General features: G+C 71.5%; 7 protein-coding genes and 2 pseudogenes. 2 read left to right on the top strand and 7 right to left on the bottom strand.

What is annotated here, in order from left to right:
• Positions 1–64: 64 nt before the first annotated feature.
• Together QUE38_RS01200 and QUE38_RS01205 are read left to right on the top strand one after the other, a co-directional pair.
• A pseudogene (locus QUE38_RS01200) lies at positions 65–205 on the top strand (hypothetical protein); the annotation flags it as partial.
• Positions 196–4284, top strand: a complete 4089-nt coding sequence (locus tag QUE38_RS01205; protein WP_286309752.1) for an nSTAND1 domain-containing NTPase — start codon at positions 196–198, stop codon at positions 4282–4284. The pseudogene QUE38_RS01200 and the gene QUE38_RS01205, both read left to right, overlap by 10 nt.
• Here QUE38_RS01205 and QUE38_RS01210 read toward each other — a convergent pair.
• The 7 genes and pseudogenes from QUE38_RS01210 to QUE38_RS01240 form a co-directional block, all read right to left on the bottom strand.
• Complete coding sequence (locus tag QUE38_RS01210; RefSeq protein ID WP_286309754.1) at positions 4215–7616, bottom strand: lamin tail domain-containing protein; 3402 nt, start codon at positions 7614–7616, stop codon at positions 4215–4217. The genes QUE38_RS01205 and QUE38_RS01210 overlap by 70 nt on opposite strands.
• 82 nt (positions 7617–7698) lie before the next feature.
• Entirely contained in the window at positions 7699–8073 is a 375-nt protein-coding gene (locus QUE38_RS01215) for a hypothetical protein (protein WP_286309755.1), read from the bottom strand.
• Between the two features lie 153 nt (positions 8074–8226).
• A complete protein-coding gene (gene ilvC / locus QUE38_RS01220) occupies positions 8227–9255 on the bottom strand; it encodes a ketol-acid reductoisomerase (protein WP_286309756.1) in 1029 nt (342 codons plus the stop codon).
• A gap of 55 nt (positions 9256–9310) precedes the next feature.
• Positions 9311–9816, bottom strand: a pseudogene (gene ilvN, locus QUE38_RS01225) (acetolactate synthase small subunit).
• Between the two features lie 3 nt (positions 9817–9819).
• On the bottom strand, positions 9820–11616 hold the full coding sequence (locus tag QUE38_RS01230) for an acetolactate synthase large subunit (protein ID WP_286309757.1): 1797 nt from the start codon (positions 11614–11616) through the stop codon (positions 9820–9822).
• Between the two features lie 45 nt (positions 11617–11661).
• On the bottom strand, positions 11662–13353 hold the full coding sequence (gene ilvD, locus QUE38_RS01235) for a dihydroxy-acid dehydratase (RefSeq protein WP_286309758.1): 1692 nt from the start codon (positions 13351–13353) through the stop codon (positions 11662–11664).
• Positions 13354–13404: 51 nt separating this feature from the next.
• On the bottom strand, positions 13405–15570 hold the full coding sequence (locus tag QUE38_RS01240) for a bifunctional alpha,alpha-trehalose-phosphate synthase (UDP-forming)/trehalose-phosphatase (RefSeq protein WP_286311599.1): 2166 nt from the start codon (positions 15568–15570) through the stop codon (positions 13405–13407).
• Positions 15571–15687 lie beyond the last annotated feature (117 nt).

The following is a 15687-nucleotide window of genomic DNA, read 5'->3' on the forward strand; positions in this document are numbered from 1 at the left end:
AGCATTGACGAACACCTGAAGATTTCTCGACACTGCTGGCATGAGCATGCGAATCCTGGGACCTATGGACACCGGCGGCCCCTCGCTGAGCCCGAGGGAACGCACCATCCTGACCGCGCTCATCGTGCGGCGCGAGGCCGCCGTCTCCCCCGACGAGCTCGCAGCGGCGTGCTGGGGCGACGAGCCGCCCGCCACGTGGGCGCAGCAGGTGCGGAACGCCGTGGCGAAGATCCGGTCGAAGCTCGGCGCCGAGGCGGTGCGCACCGTCGGGGTCGACTACCGGCTCGGGCTCGACGCCGACGCGATCGACGCGGTGCAGTTCGAGCAGGGGGTCGCGCAGGCGCGCCGACACGCGCTCCAGGGCGCGCACGACCGCGCCGCAGCCGGCTTCGAGAAGGCGCTCTCGCTCTGGCGCGGTGCTCCGCTGCCGGATGCCGCGGACTGGCCCCCGCCGCGATCGAGGCCGCACGCCTGGTCGAAGTGCGTCGGAGCGCCGAGGAGGAGCTGCTCGACGCGCGGCTGGCCGCCGGCGAGCGCGGCACCGTGATCGCCGACGCGGAACGGTTGGTGCGCGAGGAGCCGCTGCGCGAGCACCGCTGGGCGATCCTCGCGCTGGCGAACTACCGCGCCGACCGGCAGGCCGAGGCCATGGCCGTCATCCGCGGCGCGCGCGAACGGCTGTCGAACGACCTCGGCATCGACCCGAGCCGCAGCCTCGTGGACCTCGAGACGGCGATGCTGCGTCAGGACCCCGACCTCGAGGCGCCCGCGGTCGCACTCGCCGAGCGGGAGGTCTCGGAGGCGTGCCCGTACCGCGGCCTCGCCGCGTACGGCGACGACGACCGCGCCTGGTTCTTCGGTCGCGACCCCGACATCGAGGAGGTGCTCGCGCGCTGCGGGCGGCAGTCGGTGGTCACGGTGATCGGGCCGAGCGGTTCGGGCAAGTCGTCGCTCGTGCGCGCCGGCGTGGTGCCGCGCCTCCGCGACCAGGGCCGCGAGGTCGTGATCGTGACGCCGGGCACCACCGGCGCCGAGCAGTTGCGGGCGGCGTTCGCGGGCGGTGCGGCGGTGGTCTGCATCGACCAGGCCGAGGAGTTCCGGATGCTGCCGGAGGACGAGCTCCGCGACATCGGCACGCGCTCGGCCGAGTGGGTCGAGCACGGCGGATGCCTCGTGCTCGCGCTCCGCTCCGACTTCCTCGACGGCGCGACCGCGATTGCGTCGCTCGGGCCGCTGGTCGGGCGCGGACTGTACGCGCTGCCCCCGCTCGGTCCCGACGGGCTGCGCGAGGCGATCGTCCGGCCCGCGGAGGCCGCGGGGCTCGAGCTCGAGTCCGGCCTCGTCGAGGTGATCCTGCGCGACGCCGGCGACCGCCCCGGCATCCTCCCGCCGCTCTCGCACGCACTGGTCGCGACCTGGACGAGACGCGAGGGCGCGACGCTCACGGTCGACGGCTACGAGACGTCGGGCGGCATCGCCGGCGCGATCGCGCAGTCGGCGGAGCAGGTGTTCCAGGGCCTCTCCCCCGTTCGCCAGGAGGTCTGCCGGTCGCTCATGATGCGCCTGGTCGAGCGCACGCCCGAGGGGATGACCGTGCGCAGGCGGGTGCCGCTCGCCACCCTCAGCACGAATCCGCAGCGCCGCGCCGTCGTCGAGGGTCTCGTGCACGCGCGCCTGGTCACGATCGACGGCGACGCCGCGATCATCGCCCACGAGGCGGTGGGCACGACGTGGCCCCGCCTCGACGGCTGGCTCACCGAGGACGCCGCGAACGCCCGCGTCCTCCGCCAGGTCGAGGTCGCCGCCGCCGCGTGGGACGCCGCGGGCAGGCCCGACGACGACCTGCTGCGCGGTGCTCGCCTGCACGGTGCCAGCGAGTGGCGCGAGAGCGCCCAGCCCGACCTCACGCCGGTCGAGTCCGCGTACCTCGACGCGTCGATCGAGCGGAACGAGGCGGAGCTCCGCGAGCTCGAGGCCCGGTCGGTGCGGGACCGCACGCGCAACCGGTGGCTTCGCAGCGCGCTGATCGCCGCCGCGGTGCTGCTACTGGTCGCCGTGGTCTCGGGCGGCATCGCGGTCGTGCGCGGCTCCGAGGCATCCGCCGCCGCCGAGGACGCGACCATCGAGGCGCTCGCTGCCACGTCGCTCGCCATCCGCGACAGCGATCGCGACGTCGCCGCGCTGCTCGCCGCCGAGCTCCAGCGACGCTGGCCCGAAGACGCGCGCGCACGCTCGGCCCTGCTCGGCAACCTGACCGGCGGCGACGGCCTGGTCGCACGGCACTGGATCGGCGAGGGAACGCGCGCGTTCAGCGCGGCGGTTCCGGGCACCCGCACCGCCCTCATCGTGGAAGACGAGCTGACCGACGCGGAGACGGCGGAAGGCCCGACCGAGCCCGCGTCGATACGCGTGATCGACCTCGATACCGGCGAGACGCTGCGCGAGTTCGACGTGGAGCTGCCACCCGTGAACTTCTACTTCGAGCGGGACGTGTTCGTGAGCGGCGACGGGTCCACGGCACTCATCCAGACCGGCGAGATGCGGCGGCCGAACGAGGAGAGCTGCTGCAAGAACCACTTCGTCGTCATCGACCTCGCGACCGGTACGCAGCCATTCCCGACCGTCACCTACGACGACCGCACCGGGCAGATCCCGGTGCTCACCGAGGACGGGTCGCGCGCGTACTTCGGCCACTCGATCACGGGAGATCCGGGCTGGATCGACCTGCGGACCGGCGAGATCACCCAGCTGGTCGAGCACGACCTCGAGGAGTTCGAGGCGGCCGTGATCCGCACGAACGGTGTGGCCCTGGTCGACGATCTGCTCTACACCACGGGCGACGACGGCATCGGCATCTACGACGCGGAGACGCTGGAACCGGTCGGCATGCTCGGCGACGTACCGTACGGGTACGCGCATCTCACCCTCGTTCCCGACGGCGAGGGCGGGCTCATCGCGAGCGGGGATGAGGGCGTCGTGAAGGTGGACCTCGACACCGGCGAGGAGCTCTGGCGACGCCAGGCGAGCGAGATGCGCTGCGTGAACGCCGCGGTCGTCCCGCCCGACATGCTCGTCTGCATCAACGGCGTGGGACTCGTCCGCGCCTTCGACCTCGAGACCGGCGTGCCGACCGGCGCGGGCCTGGACACGCTCTCCGACTGGAACCGCGGGGTCGACGTCGTGGGCGACGGCGGCGAGATCGTGACGTTCACCTCCCGGTCCCCGGCCGCCGCCCTCGTCTGGCGGGTCGACGGCTGGCCGTCGATCACGCGCGCGATCGCGGAGGACCAGATCGCGATCGGCGGGTTCGGCATGGACGACACGATGCTGATCACGGCGCCGGCTCCCCTCCTCGTGGAGACCGTGGACGACATGCAGCTCTGGGACATCGCCGCGGACGAGGGCGTCGGCGCACCCGCGTACGAGCTGGTCTGGGTCACCGACGAGACGGTCGCCGTGTCCGAGACCGGCATCGGCGACCGCTACCTGCAGGATGTCGGCTCCGATGAGACTCGCGTGATCGACATGCCCGGTTCGGTCGGCGGCGGCTGGTGGATCCCTGCGGAACGCGGCGGACCGCACGTCTTCGCGGTCACGCAGGGCGGCATGATGCTGATCGACCCGGAGACGGGTGCGACGGGCCCGCTCATCGAGACCGAGGTCGATCCGCTCATCGACGCCATGGACCACGCCGAACTCGGCGACAGCGGTCGCATGACGCTCACCTGGTGGGACGAATCACTCGGTCGTTCGTTCACCTCGGTCTACGACATCGAGACCGGCGAGGAACTCGCGCGAGGCCTCGAGGACGACGTCGACGTGGTCGGGCTGCCGAACGGCGACGCGCTGAGCGCCAGCGCATCCAGACTGAACCGCAGCACGGGCGACCTCGAGCCGCTGCACTCGCTTCCGAAATCGGGCGTGGCACCACTCCACATGGAGGTCAGCGCGGACGGCAGCACGCTGCTCACGTCGGGATGGGATCAGTCGATCACCCTCTACGACCTCGACGACGCCCGCCGGCTCGGCGATGAGATCCAGATGCCGGGCGGCCCAAACGTGTGGTGGCCGTCGGGCTTCATCAGCCGTGACGGCACGATGCTCGCCACCAACGCCGCGGAGGGCGTGCTCCTCTGGGACATCGGCACCGAGCACATGCGCGACGCCGCGTGCCGCATGGTCGGCCGCGACCTCACCGAGCTCGAGTGGTCGACCTACTTCGGCGACCAGCCGTACGTCGCGACGTGCGCCGACGTCACGGGGTCCGTCACCGCAGCGGACTGAGCCTCGGCCACGAGCACCCGGTCGGTGGAGATCGTGCGGGCGACCTGGAACTCCAGCCCCTCGACGACGAACGCGTCGTCCTCCGCCGCATAGCGATCGACCGCGCCGGGCGCCACGATGTTCCACGGCCGGTCGTTCGCGAGCGTCGCCGGGTCGCCGTCGTCGACCACGAAGTGGGGGTAGTCGAACGGATGCGACGAGCCGGCGCCGAGCGTCGCCGAGAACGTGTCGACGGCGATCGCACCCGACGCGAGGTCGAACTGCAGCAGGCGCTGGAACCCCGTCGCGCGGCTGCCCGTGTGCGTGCGGAACTCCTGGTAGTCGGCGATCATCTCCACCACCGTGTGCCCGGGCTCCCCGACGTCGTGAGTGACCTGCGTGCCGATGCCATGGAAATGCCCGCTCAGCACGAGCACCACATTGCGGTGCGGCTCGACGAGTCGTTGCCAGAGGTCGTCGGCCTGCGAGAGCCAGCGCGAGTCGGTCGAGCGTCGCGGCGAGGCATCCGCCTCCTTCGGCCGCAGGTGCTCGTGCGTCGCGAGGATCACGTTGTGGCGCGGGTGGTCGCCGATCACCGTCTCCGCCCACGCGACGTCGGCCTCGCCGTAGCCGTACGGCAGGTTCAGCACCAGGAAGCGGGCGCCCGACGCGGTGAACGCGGCGAAGTTGGCGCTGTTGTCGTCGGGCGCGATCGTGCCGCGCCGGACCCCATCGCCGTCGTATCGCTCGGGGCCGAAGTACTCGTTGAAGAGCGCGTCGGTCGTGGCGCGCTTGTTGTCGTGGTTGCCGGGCAGCACGCTCGTCGGCACGCCCGCCGCTTCGAGCACGGCCTGCGCCGCCGACGCGCGCTCGTACTCGCGCCGCGCGCGCGTCTCGGCCTGCCCGGGGTCGATCCAGTTCTGCACGAGGTCGCCGGTGTGCAGCGCGAACGCGATGCCGAGCGCGTCGGCGCTGTCGGCGATCCACTCGGTCGCTTCGACGTATACGTCGGGGTACGCCTCGCTGAGGTACTGGGTGTCGGTGAGGTGGCTGATGGCCAGGTCGTACTCGTCGCGTTCCGCGAGGCCCTCGCCGGAAGTGCGGGCGAGGCGCGTGCCGTCGCGCGGCACCGACCCCACGAGCAGTTCGACGGCATCGTCGCGCACGTGTACCGGCTCGACGCGCCCGGCCAGCCGCACGTCGGTGCCGTCGCCGTCCACGTCGACCCGGTCGAGTTCCTCCCAGCGTTCGGCGTCGTGCCGCCAGGCGGAGAGCGCGAGCACGTCGCCGGGTGTGCCCGACCCGACCCAGCGGAGGTCTCGGCCCTCGGCCGCGGCCTGCGCATCGACCTCCACGGTCAGCCGGGCGTACGGCCGGTCGTAGCCGTCGGCGGATGCCACGAGCCCGCCGCGCTCGCCGGCGCTCCCGCGTACGGTCAGCGGGTCCTGACCGGCACCCACGCGTGCGTCGACCAGCCCCACCTCGACGAAGCCGTCGTCACCGTCGTCGGCCGCGGCCGCCGGTTCCGCCGATCGGCCGGCGACCGGCGTCGAGGGTGAGGCCACAGCCGCCGACTCCGTCGTCTCGGGGGCAGGCAGGTCGATGCGCCCCGGCGTCGCGGCGCCGGTCGCGAAGTCGTCGGCGTCGACGCCCGTGAAGGCCACCCTCCGGTACGTCTCGCCGCGCAGGCGGTCGGGCGCGAACGTCGTCAGCGACTCGCCGTCGGTACACGCGCTCGGCCGCTCGTCGGGGTGGTCCATCTCGTTGGCGAGCCACACGCCCACGCGGTCGACGCGGTTGCCCGCGGCATCCTCGACCCACGCCCCGGTGCCCTGGAAGTCGAACCCGGTGCGATACACGGCATCGGACCGCGTGGCGGCCTCCGTGCCGACCAGCGCCGCGAGCCACGTACCGCCCGGTTCGAGCACCGTGCCCGGCGCCGCGAGCGCGAGCGTGCGTCGCTCGCGGAAGCCGTCCGCGCCGCACCGCACGACCCGCCACCCCGACAGGTCGACGGGCGCGTCGCCGTAGTTCGCGAGCTCGATCCAGTTGCGCTGCGTCGCGCCGTCGGGCAACTGCGCGGGGTCGGTCGCCAGCTCGCTGATCACGACGGTGCTCTCGGCGGCTGCCGCGCGCACGACGCTGCGCTCCTCGGTCGCGTTCGCGTGGCCCGGCGTGCGCGGCGCGAGCACGAACGACGCCTCGCTTCCGCCGTCGGCCGCAACGCGCTGCCACGACTCCCCGCTGCGCGCGTCGAGGTCGGCCGCCGGCAGCTTCTCGCCACCGGTCTGGCACCCTGTGTCGGCGCGGCCGGAGACCGTCACCCCGTCGACCCGCGCGCCGGTCGGGTCGACCAGCAGCGCGCCGGTCACCGCCTGCCCGAGCGCGCCCGCGGCGACAACGTCGGGCACTGCCTCGCCCGCCCGCGAGCGATACCCGGACCCGGCGACCAGCAGCCGCTCCCCGGGCGCCAGCTCGCGCTCTGCCCCGAACCGCGCCTCGAGCGTGTCCTCGCCGACGCGCCCCCACGCGGTGCAGCGGTAGAGCGTCCACCCGTCGAGCGACACCGGCGTCTCGCCGAGGTTCGCCAACTCGACGAACTCGTCGCCGTCGGACGCGGGGCCCGAGGGTGCGATCTCGGTGATTCGGATGCCGGTGGGCGAGGCATCCGGCTCGCGCACCTCGCCCGTGGCCGGTCCGCCCGGCGTGGCGCGCACCCGCGCGAAGTCGACGCGCACGTCGCCCGTGGTGCCGACGCGCTGCCAGCTCTCGCCGAGCGCGAAGGCGAGCGTGTCGGGCAGGTTCGCGCCGCGCGTGCACTCGCTGTGCGTCGCCCACGGCGTATCGGGGTAGACGCCGACCGCGTCGACCACGACGCCTGCGTCATCTTGCACCAGCACGCCGAACCCGCCCTCGCGGAAGTCGTCGGCGAGGCGCAGGTCGAAGCGCCCGCCGTCGACGACGGTCACCTCGGCGGTCGCGATCGTGAGCCGCTCCCCGGGTGCGAGCGAGACGCCGTCGAGCACCGCGTCGACGTCGTCGAGCCGAGGGCGGAGCCCCTCGGGGTCGCAGCGGTACACGCGCCAGCCGCGCAGATCGACGACCGCGCCGGAGATGTTGCGCAGCTCGACGAAGCTCGCCCGGTGCGAGCCCGGGCCGCCGTCGGCGAGCTCATCGATCACGATCGGGCCGACGCCGGTCACCTCGGCCACGGCACCGGCGAGCCGTTCGACGCCGGGCGTCGCCTGCGAGGCATCCGATCGCGAACCCGGCAGCACCGCGCCGATCGCCAGGATCGCGACGACCGCCGCGACGAATGCAGTTGCGGGGGCGAGCCTCGGCCTGCGATCCACGTTCGCAGGCTCGCGAGCGCGCCTGAACTGCGACCGACACGCACCGGAGGCTCAGGTGAACTCCGCGCGACGACTGCCGTCGTCACTCGATCGGCGGGTCCTCTTCGACCGGCACGCACTCGAGGGTGCGGGTCGCCGACGTGACCTCGTAGTACTCGCTGCAGCGCATGAGGTACTCGTCCACGACCACCTTCGATCCGTCGACGTGGGGCGAATCCGACTCTCGCAGCGTCACCGAGGTTCGCACCTCGGGGTGCGGCTCCTCGACGGGCGGCGCAGGTGCGCCCGACCCCGCGCCGGCCAGCGTCGGCCCCAGCACCAGGGCACCTCCGCACAGCAATGCCGCTCCACCGAGCACCGCCCAGCCGACGCGCCGATCGGCGTCGCCGCGCGCCTCGCGGGTGACCCACCCCCGCAGGCGCTCGAGCCCGCGGCGTTCGTCTCCGTCGCGCTCCATGCCCCCTCCCCGCTCGTGGTTCGAGCGTGGCGCGCGCCGGCATGCGCCCGTCGTCCGGTCGGTATGCGATCGGCATGCGCCGGGAACGACGAGGGCGCCCCGCACGCGATGTGCGGGGCGCCCTCGGGAGCGGATGCTACTGAGACGCGAGCGTCAGCGCGCGACCTCGCCATCAACATAGTCGTCCTCGTCGACCTGCGCCCAGGCGAACAGCTTGCGCAGCTCGCGTCCGGTGGTCTCGATGGGGTGACCCTCGCCCTTGGCGCGGAGCTCCTGGAACTCCTTGCCACCGTTGTCCTGGTCGTCGATGAAGCGCTTGGCGAACGCGCCCGACTGGATGTCGGCGAGCACGGCCTGCATGTTCTCCTTGACGTGCGGGTCGATGACGCGCGGGCCCGAGACGTAGTCGCCGTACTCGGCGGTGTCGGAGACGCTCCAGCGCTGCTTCGAGATGCCGCCCTCCCACATGAGGTCGACGATGAGCTTCAGCTCGTGGAGCACCTCGAAGTAGGCGATCTCGGGCTGGTAGCCGGCCTCGGTGAGGGTCTCGAAGCCGTACTGCACGAGCTGCGAGACGCCGCCGCAGAGCACCGACTGCTCGCCGAACAGGTCGGTCTCGGTCTCCTCGGTGAAGGTCGTCTTGATGACGCCCGCGCGGGTGCCGCCGATGGCCTTGGCGTACGACTTGGCGAGGTCCCAGGCAGTGCCGGTGGCGTCCTGCTCGACGGCGATGATGTCGGGAATGCCGCGGCCGGCGACGAACTCGCGGCGCACGGTGTGGCCCGGCGCCTTCGGCGCGACGAGGATCACGTCGACGCCCTCGGGCGCCTCGATGTAGCCGAAGCGCACGTTGAAGCCGTGGCCGAAGACGAGGGTGTCGCCTTCCTTGAGGTTGTCCTTGACGGACTCGGCGTAGATGTGGCGCTGGAACTGGTCGGGCGCGAGGATGACGATGACGTCGGCGCTCGCGGCGGCATCCGCCACGCTCAGCACCTCGAAGCCCGCCTCCTGGGCCTTCGGGGCCGACTTCGAGCCCTCCTTGAGCCCGATGACGACCTCGACACCGGAGTCGCGGAGGTTCTGCGCGTGCGCGTGGCCCTGCGAGCCGTAGCCGATGACCGCGACCTTCTTCGCCTGGATGAGCGAGAGGTCGGCGTCCTTGTCGTAGTAGATCTCAGCCATGATGCTGTTTCTTTCTCCTTGATCGGGGTCTGGGGTGTGCGGCGACGGTCGCCGGTCAGTTCTTGAACACGCGGTCGGTGATCGACTTCGAGCCGCGCCCGATGGCGAGCAGGCCCGACTGGGCGATCTCCTTGATGCCGTAGGGCTCGAGCACCTTGAGGAACGCGGTGGTCTTGCCCGAGTCGCCCGTCACCTCGATGACGAGCGCGTCGGTCGCCACGTCGACGACGCGGGCGCGGAACAGGTTCACGGCCTCGAGCACTTGGGAGCGCGTCGTGTTGTCGACGCGCACCTTGATCAGCAGGTGCTCGCGGTGCACCGACTGCGCGGGGTCGAGCTCGACGATCTTGATGACGTTGACGAGCTTGTTGAGCTGCTTCGTCACCTGCTCGAGCGGGAGATCCTCCACGTCGACCACGACGGTGATGCGGCTGAGCCCCTCGATCTCCGAGTGGCCGACGGCGAGCGACTCGATATTGAAGCCGCGGCGGGCGAAGAGGCCCGCGACGCGGGTGAGCAGGCCGGGCTTGTCCTCGACGAGGAGGAGAGCACGTGTGACATTTCCTAGATCTCCTGGTCGAACGCCGGGCTGTGGTCGCGTGCGTACTGCACGAAGGAGTTCGAGACGCCCTGCGGCACCATCGGCCACACCATCGCGTCGGCGCTCACGACGAAGTCGATCACGACCGGGCGGTCGTTCGTCTCGAGCGCGAGCTTGATCGCGGCGTCGACCTCCTCTTCCTTCTCGACGCGGATGCCGAGGGCGCCGTACGCCTCAGCCAGCTTCACGAAGTCGGGCACGCGGCGGGTGGCGTGGCCCGTGTTCAGGTCGGTGTTCGAGTACCGGCCGTCGTAGAACAGCGTCTGCCACTGCCGCACCATGCCGAGCGACGAGTTGTTGATCACCGCGACCTTGATCGGGATGTCGTTCAGGGCGCAGGTCGCGAGCTCCTGGTTCGTCATCTGGAAGCATCCGTCGCCGTCGATCGCCCAGACGACGCGCTCGGGCTCGGCCACCTTGGCGCCCATGGCTGCGGGCACCGAGTAGCCCATGGTGCCGGCACCGCCGGAGTTCAGCCAGGCGTTCGGGCGCTCGTACTTGATGAACTGCGCCGCCCACATCTGGTGCTGGCCGACGCCGGCCGCGTACACGGCCTCGGGGCCGCTCAGCGCGCCGATGCGCTCGATCACGTACTGCGGTGCGAGCAGTCCGTCGCTCGTTGGGGTGTAGCCCAGCGGGAACTCGTCGCGGAGGCCGTCGAGGTAGGTCCACCACTCGGTCAGGTCGACATCGGATGCCACGGACTTGTACGCCGCGGACAGCTCGCCGATGACGTCCTTGACGTCGCCCACGATGGGCACGTCCGCGGTGCGGATCTTGGAGATCTCGGCCGGGTCGATGTCGACGTGCACGACCTTCGCGTTCTGCGCGAACAGCGCCGCCTTGCCGGTGACGCGGTCGTCGAACCGCGCGCCGAGCGCGACCAGCAGGTCGGCCTCCTGCAGCGCGAGCACCGCGGGCACCGTGCCGTGCATGCCGGGCATGCCGAGCTGCTGCCGGTGCGAGTCGGGGAACGCGCCGCGGGCCATGAGGGTGGTCACGACGGCGGCGTTCGTGGTCTCGGCGAGCTCGAGCAGCTCCTCGGAGGCGCGGCCGCGGATCACGCCGCCGCCGACGTAGAGCACGGGCTTCTTCGCCTCGGCGAGCAGCTGCGCGGCGGCCTGCACCTGCTTGCCGTGGGCGCGCGTGATCGGGCGGTAGCCGGGCAGGTCGACCTTGGGCGGCCAGCTGAACTCGAGCGTGTCCTGCTGGGCGTCCTTGGTGATGTCCACGAGCACCGGGCCGGGGCGGCCGGTCGAGGCGATGTGGTAGGCCGCCGCGATCGTCGCCGGGATCTCCTCGGCGCGCTTGACGAGGAACGAGTGCTTCGTCACGGGCATGGTGATGCCGACGATGTCGGCTTCCTGGAAGGCATCCGTGCCCATGAGGTTCGAGAACACCTGGCCGGTGATCGCGAGCAGCGGCACCGAGTCCATGTGCGCGTCGGCGATGGCCGTGACGAGGTTCGTCGCACCGGGGCCGGAGGTCGCGATGGCGACGCCGACCTTGCCGGTGGCTGACGCGTAGCCCTCGGCCGCGTGGCCCGCGCCCTGCTCGTGGCGCACGAGGATGTGGTTGATGTCGGGCGCATCGAGCAGCGGGTCGTAGACGGGGAGGATCGCGCCGCCGGGCAGGCCGAAGACGTCGCGGATGCCGAGCATCTCGAGCGAGCGGACGACCGCCTGGGCGCCGGTCATCGTCTCCGGCGCCGCTGGTCGTGCGGCGGCTGGCGTGGGCACGGTGGTCGAGTCCGTGGACATGCGAGTTCCTGTTCTGATGCGAGAGCGTGCGGATGCGAGCGAGACTCAGCCCGTGGTCGCGCCTTCGGAGGCCGACCGCACGAGCTTGGAGTACTTCGCGAGTACGCCACGGGTATAGCGCGGGGGAAGCGGTGCCCAGCCGTCGCGGCGGGCTGCCAGCTCTGCGTCGTCGACAAGTAGGTCGATGCTGCGAGCTGCGATATCGACCCGTATCAGATCACCATCGCGCACGAAGGCGATCGGACCTGCGTCGACCGCTTCGGGTGCTACGTGGCCGATGCACAGGCCGGTTGTGCCGCCTGAGAATCTGCCGTCCGTCAAGAGTAGTACATCTTTTCCGAGCCCAGCGCCCTTGATGGCCGCGGTGATGGCGAGCATCTCGCGCATGCCCGGTCCGCCCTTCGGACCCTCGTAGCGGATGACCACGACGTCGCCGGCCGAGATCTCCCCGTTCGTGAGCGCGTCCATCGCGGCGCGCTCGCGCTCGAACACCCGGGCGGGGCCCTCGAACGTCGCCGCGTCGAAGCCGGCCGTCTTCACCACGGCGCCGTCGGGCGCCATCGAGCCGTGCAGGATGGTGAGGCCGCCGGTCTCGTGGATCGGGTCGTCGAGCGAGCGCAGCACCTCGCCGTCGAGCGGCTCGATGTCCATCTCGGCGAGGTTCTCGGCCAGGGTCTTGCCCGTGACGGTGAGCGCGTCGCCGTGCATGAGCCCGGCGTCGAGCAGCGCCTTCATGAGCACCGGCAGGCCGCCGCGACGGTCGACGTCGTTCATGACGTACCGGCCGAACGGCTTGAGGTCGCCGATGTGCGGCACCTTCGAGCCGATGCGGTTGAAGTCGGCGAGCGTGAGCTCGACGTCGGCCTCGCGGGCGATCGCGAGCAGGTGCAGCACGATGTTGGTCGAGCCGCCGAGCGCCATGCCCACGGCGATGGCGTTCTCGAACGCCTCCTTGGTGAGGATCTGGCGGGCGGTGATGCCCTGCTTCAGCATCTCCACGACCGCCTCGCCCGAACGGTGGGCGAAGTAGTCGCGGCGGCGGTCGGCCGAGGGCGGCGACGCCGAGCCGGGGAGGCTGAGGCCCAGCGCCTCGGCCACCGACGCCATGGTGTTGGCGGTGTACATGCCGCCGCAGGCGCCCTCGCCGGGTGCGAACGCGCACTCGATGCGCTTGGCGTCGGCCTCGCTCATCTTGCCCGCCTTGACCGCGCCGACGGCTTCGAACGAGTCGATGATCGTGATGTCCTTCTCGGTGCCGTCCGACAGGCGCACCCAGCCGGGCGCGATCGAGCCGGCGTAGAGGAAGACCGACGCGAGGTCGAGGCGCGCGGCCGCCATGAGCATGCCGGGGATCGACTTGTCGCAGCCGGCTAGCAGCACCGAGCCGTCGAGGCGCTCGGCCTGCATGACGACCTCGACCGAGTCGGCGATGACCTCGCGCGAGACGAGCGAGAAGTGCATGCCCTCGTGGCCCATCGAGATGCCGTCGGAGACCGAGACGGTGCCGAACTGCAGCGGGTACCCGCCACCGGCGTGCACGCCCTCCTTCGCGGCCTGCGCGAGGCGGCCGAGCGAGAGGTTGCAGGGCGTGATCTCGTTCCACGAGCTGGCGATGCCGACCTGCGGCTTGTCCCAGTCCGCATCCCCCATGCCGACCGCCCGGAGCATGCCCCGGGAGGTCGTTGCTTCGATTCCGTCGGTGACGACGCGACTACGCGGCTTCGGATCGTGAGGCATGCAGGCAGTCTATTGCCCAGCGGATGCCTCGGATTCGCGCCCGTTCGGGCGTCAGCGCGCGGCGCGGAGCTCGGCGAGCATCTCGAGCAGGCGGTCGACGTCGTCGGTGCCGCGCACGCGGTACCGGGCGAACGTGCGGCCCTGGCCGACCTTCACGCCGACGTCACCCGGCTCGAGCGCGGCGAAGCCGTCTTCATCGGTCACGTCGTCGCCGACGTAGAGCACCGCGGTCGCGCCGGTGTGCTGGCGCAGGCGCGCGATCGCGTCGCCCTTGGTGCTCGAGCGCACGGCGAACTCGAGCACGTTCTTGCCGTCGCGCAGCGTCAGCTCGGGCAGCTCCTGCTTCACGCGGGTGCGGGCGGCGCGCTGCGCCTTCTCGCCCGCCGACGCGCTGAGCTTGCGCGTGTGCAGCGCGAGGCCGGCGGGCTTGCGCTCGACCCAGGCGCCCGGTGCGGATGCCACGACCTCGTCGAGGATCGTCGCGAGCGCGTGCAGGTCGGCGATCTCCGACTCGTGCAGGTCGAGTGCGCCCTCGCCGCCCGCGAACTGCAGTTCAACGCCGTGCGAGCCGGCCAGCAGCACGTCGTCGTGCGGGTCGGACACGTGGCGGAGGCTGTCGATGGCGCGGCCGGAGACGAACGCCACGGCCGTGTCCTTCGACTCCAGCAGGCGGTCGATCGATCGCTTCGCGCCGTCCGACGCGCGGGCGTCGTCGGGCACGTCGACGTGCGGCGCGAGCGTGCCGTCGAAGTCGAGCGCGACGAGCAGGCGCTCGGTGGCGGCGAGGCGCGCGAGCGCGCGCCCGAGGTCGTCGCGAACGCCGGGACGGATCGTCGCGTTGCCCGTGAGCGTCTCGAGGAAGTCGGCCGACCAGCGTGCCACGTCGTAGTCGCGCACGCGGCGACGCAGCGCCCGCATCCGCTTCGCCCGATCCTTACGCGGCATCTCGGCCGCCTTGACCATCGCGTCCTTCAGCCCCTCGATGTCGTGCGGGTTGACGAGTACCGACTGGCGCAGCTCGTCGGCCGCGCCCGCGAACTCGCTCAGCACGAGCACGCCGTCCTCGTCGAAGCGCGACGCCACGTACTCCTTCGCGACGAGGTTCATGCCGTCGCGGAGCGCCGTCACGAGCATCACGTCGGCGGCGAGGTACAGCGCCGCCATCTCCTCGCGCGGGTAGCCGTGGTGCAGGTAGGCGATCGCCTGGTGGCTGATCGTCGAGTAGTCGCCGTTCAGGCGGCCGACGGTCAGCTCGATCTCGTCGCGGAGCTGGCGGTAGGTCTCGACGCGTTCGCGGGACGGGCTCGCGACCTGCACCAGCGAGGCATCCGACACGCTCAGCCGCCCGTCGCGCAGCAGCTCGCCGAAGGCCTTGAGCCGGTGCCGGATGCCCTTCGTGTAGTCGAGCCGGTCGACGCCGAGCATCACGGTCTTGGGGTTGCCGAGGCCCTCGCGGATCTCCTTCGCGCGCGCCTGCACGTCGGGACGGCGCGCGAGCTGCTCGAAGCCGTCGGCGTCGATCGAGATCGGGAAGTGGCGGGCGATGACGCGGCGCACGTCGTCGCCCTCGGGCACCTCGACGACTGCGCCACGGGTCGTGTAGCCGTAGAGGCGTCGCACCGCGCGCTGGAAGTTGCCCGCGTCGGCCTGGCGCTGGAAGCCGATGACGTCGGCGCCGAGCAGCCCCTCGATGACCTGCCGCCGCCACGGCAGCTGCGAGTAGATGCCGTATGCGGGGAACGGAATGTGGTTGAAGAAGCCGATCACCAGGTCGGGGCGCGCCTCGCGGAGCATCTTCGGCACGAGCTGCAGCTGGTAGTCCTGCACCCACACCGTCGCGCCCTCGTCGGCGGCGCGAGCGGCCGCCTCGGCGAAGCGGCGGTTGACGCGCACGTAGGCGTCCCACCATTCGCGGTGGTACGTGGGGGGCGCGATCACGTCGTGGTACAGCGGCCAGAGCGTGTCGTTCGAGAAGCCCTCGTAGTACTCCTGGATCTCGTCTTCGCCGAGCGGCACGGGGATGATCGAGATGCCGTCGTTCTCGAACGGCGCGAACTCGCGGTCGGCGACGCCGGCCCAGCCGACCCAGGCGCCGTCGGCGGCCCGCATGATGGGTTCGAGGGCGGTGACGAGGCCGCCCGGGGAGGTCTTCCAGCCCGCCGACCCGTCGGGTTGCTCGTCGTAGTCCACCGGCAGCCGGTTCGACACGATCACCATCGAGTACACGTCGTCGGAATGGGTCTGGTCGGGCTGGCCGTTCACGCAGGTGTTCCTTCCGCGCGGCTCGAGGAACCGCATCGTGACATCGCCCTCAGGCTAACAGTCGCGTCGTTC

Source organism: Agromyces mangrovi (assembly GCF_030296695.1).
Lineage (GTDB): Bacteria > Actinomycetota > Actinomycetes > Actinomycetales > Microbacteriaceae > Agromyces > Agromyces mangrovi.

Bases quoted from the DNA above. Each gene is read 5' to 3' on its own strand.
- QUE38_RS01230 (WP_286309757.1), bottom strand. From the start codon at position 11,616: ATGTCCACGGACTCGACCACCGTGCCCACGCCAGCCGCCGCACGACCA.
- QUE38_RS01215 (WP_286309755.1), bottom strand. From the start codon at position 8,073: ATGGAGCGCGACGGAGACGAACGCCGCGGGCTCGAGCGCCTGCGGGGG.
- ilvD (WP_286309758.1), bottom strand. From the start codon at position 13,353: ATGCCTCACGATCCGAAGCCGCGTAGTCGCGTCGTCACCGACGGAATC.
- QUE38_RS01240 (WP_286311599.1), bottom strand. From the start codon at position 15,570: ATGGTGATCGTGTCGAACCGGCTGCCGGTGGACTACGACGAGCAACCC.
- ilvC (WP_286309756.1), bottom strand. From the start codon at position 9,255: ATGGCTGAGATCTACTACGACAAGGACGCCGACCTCTCGCTCATCCAG.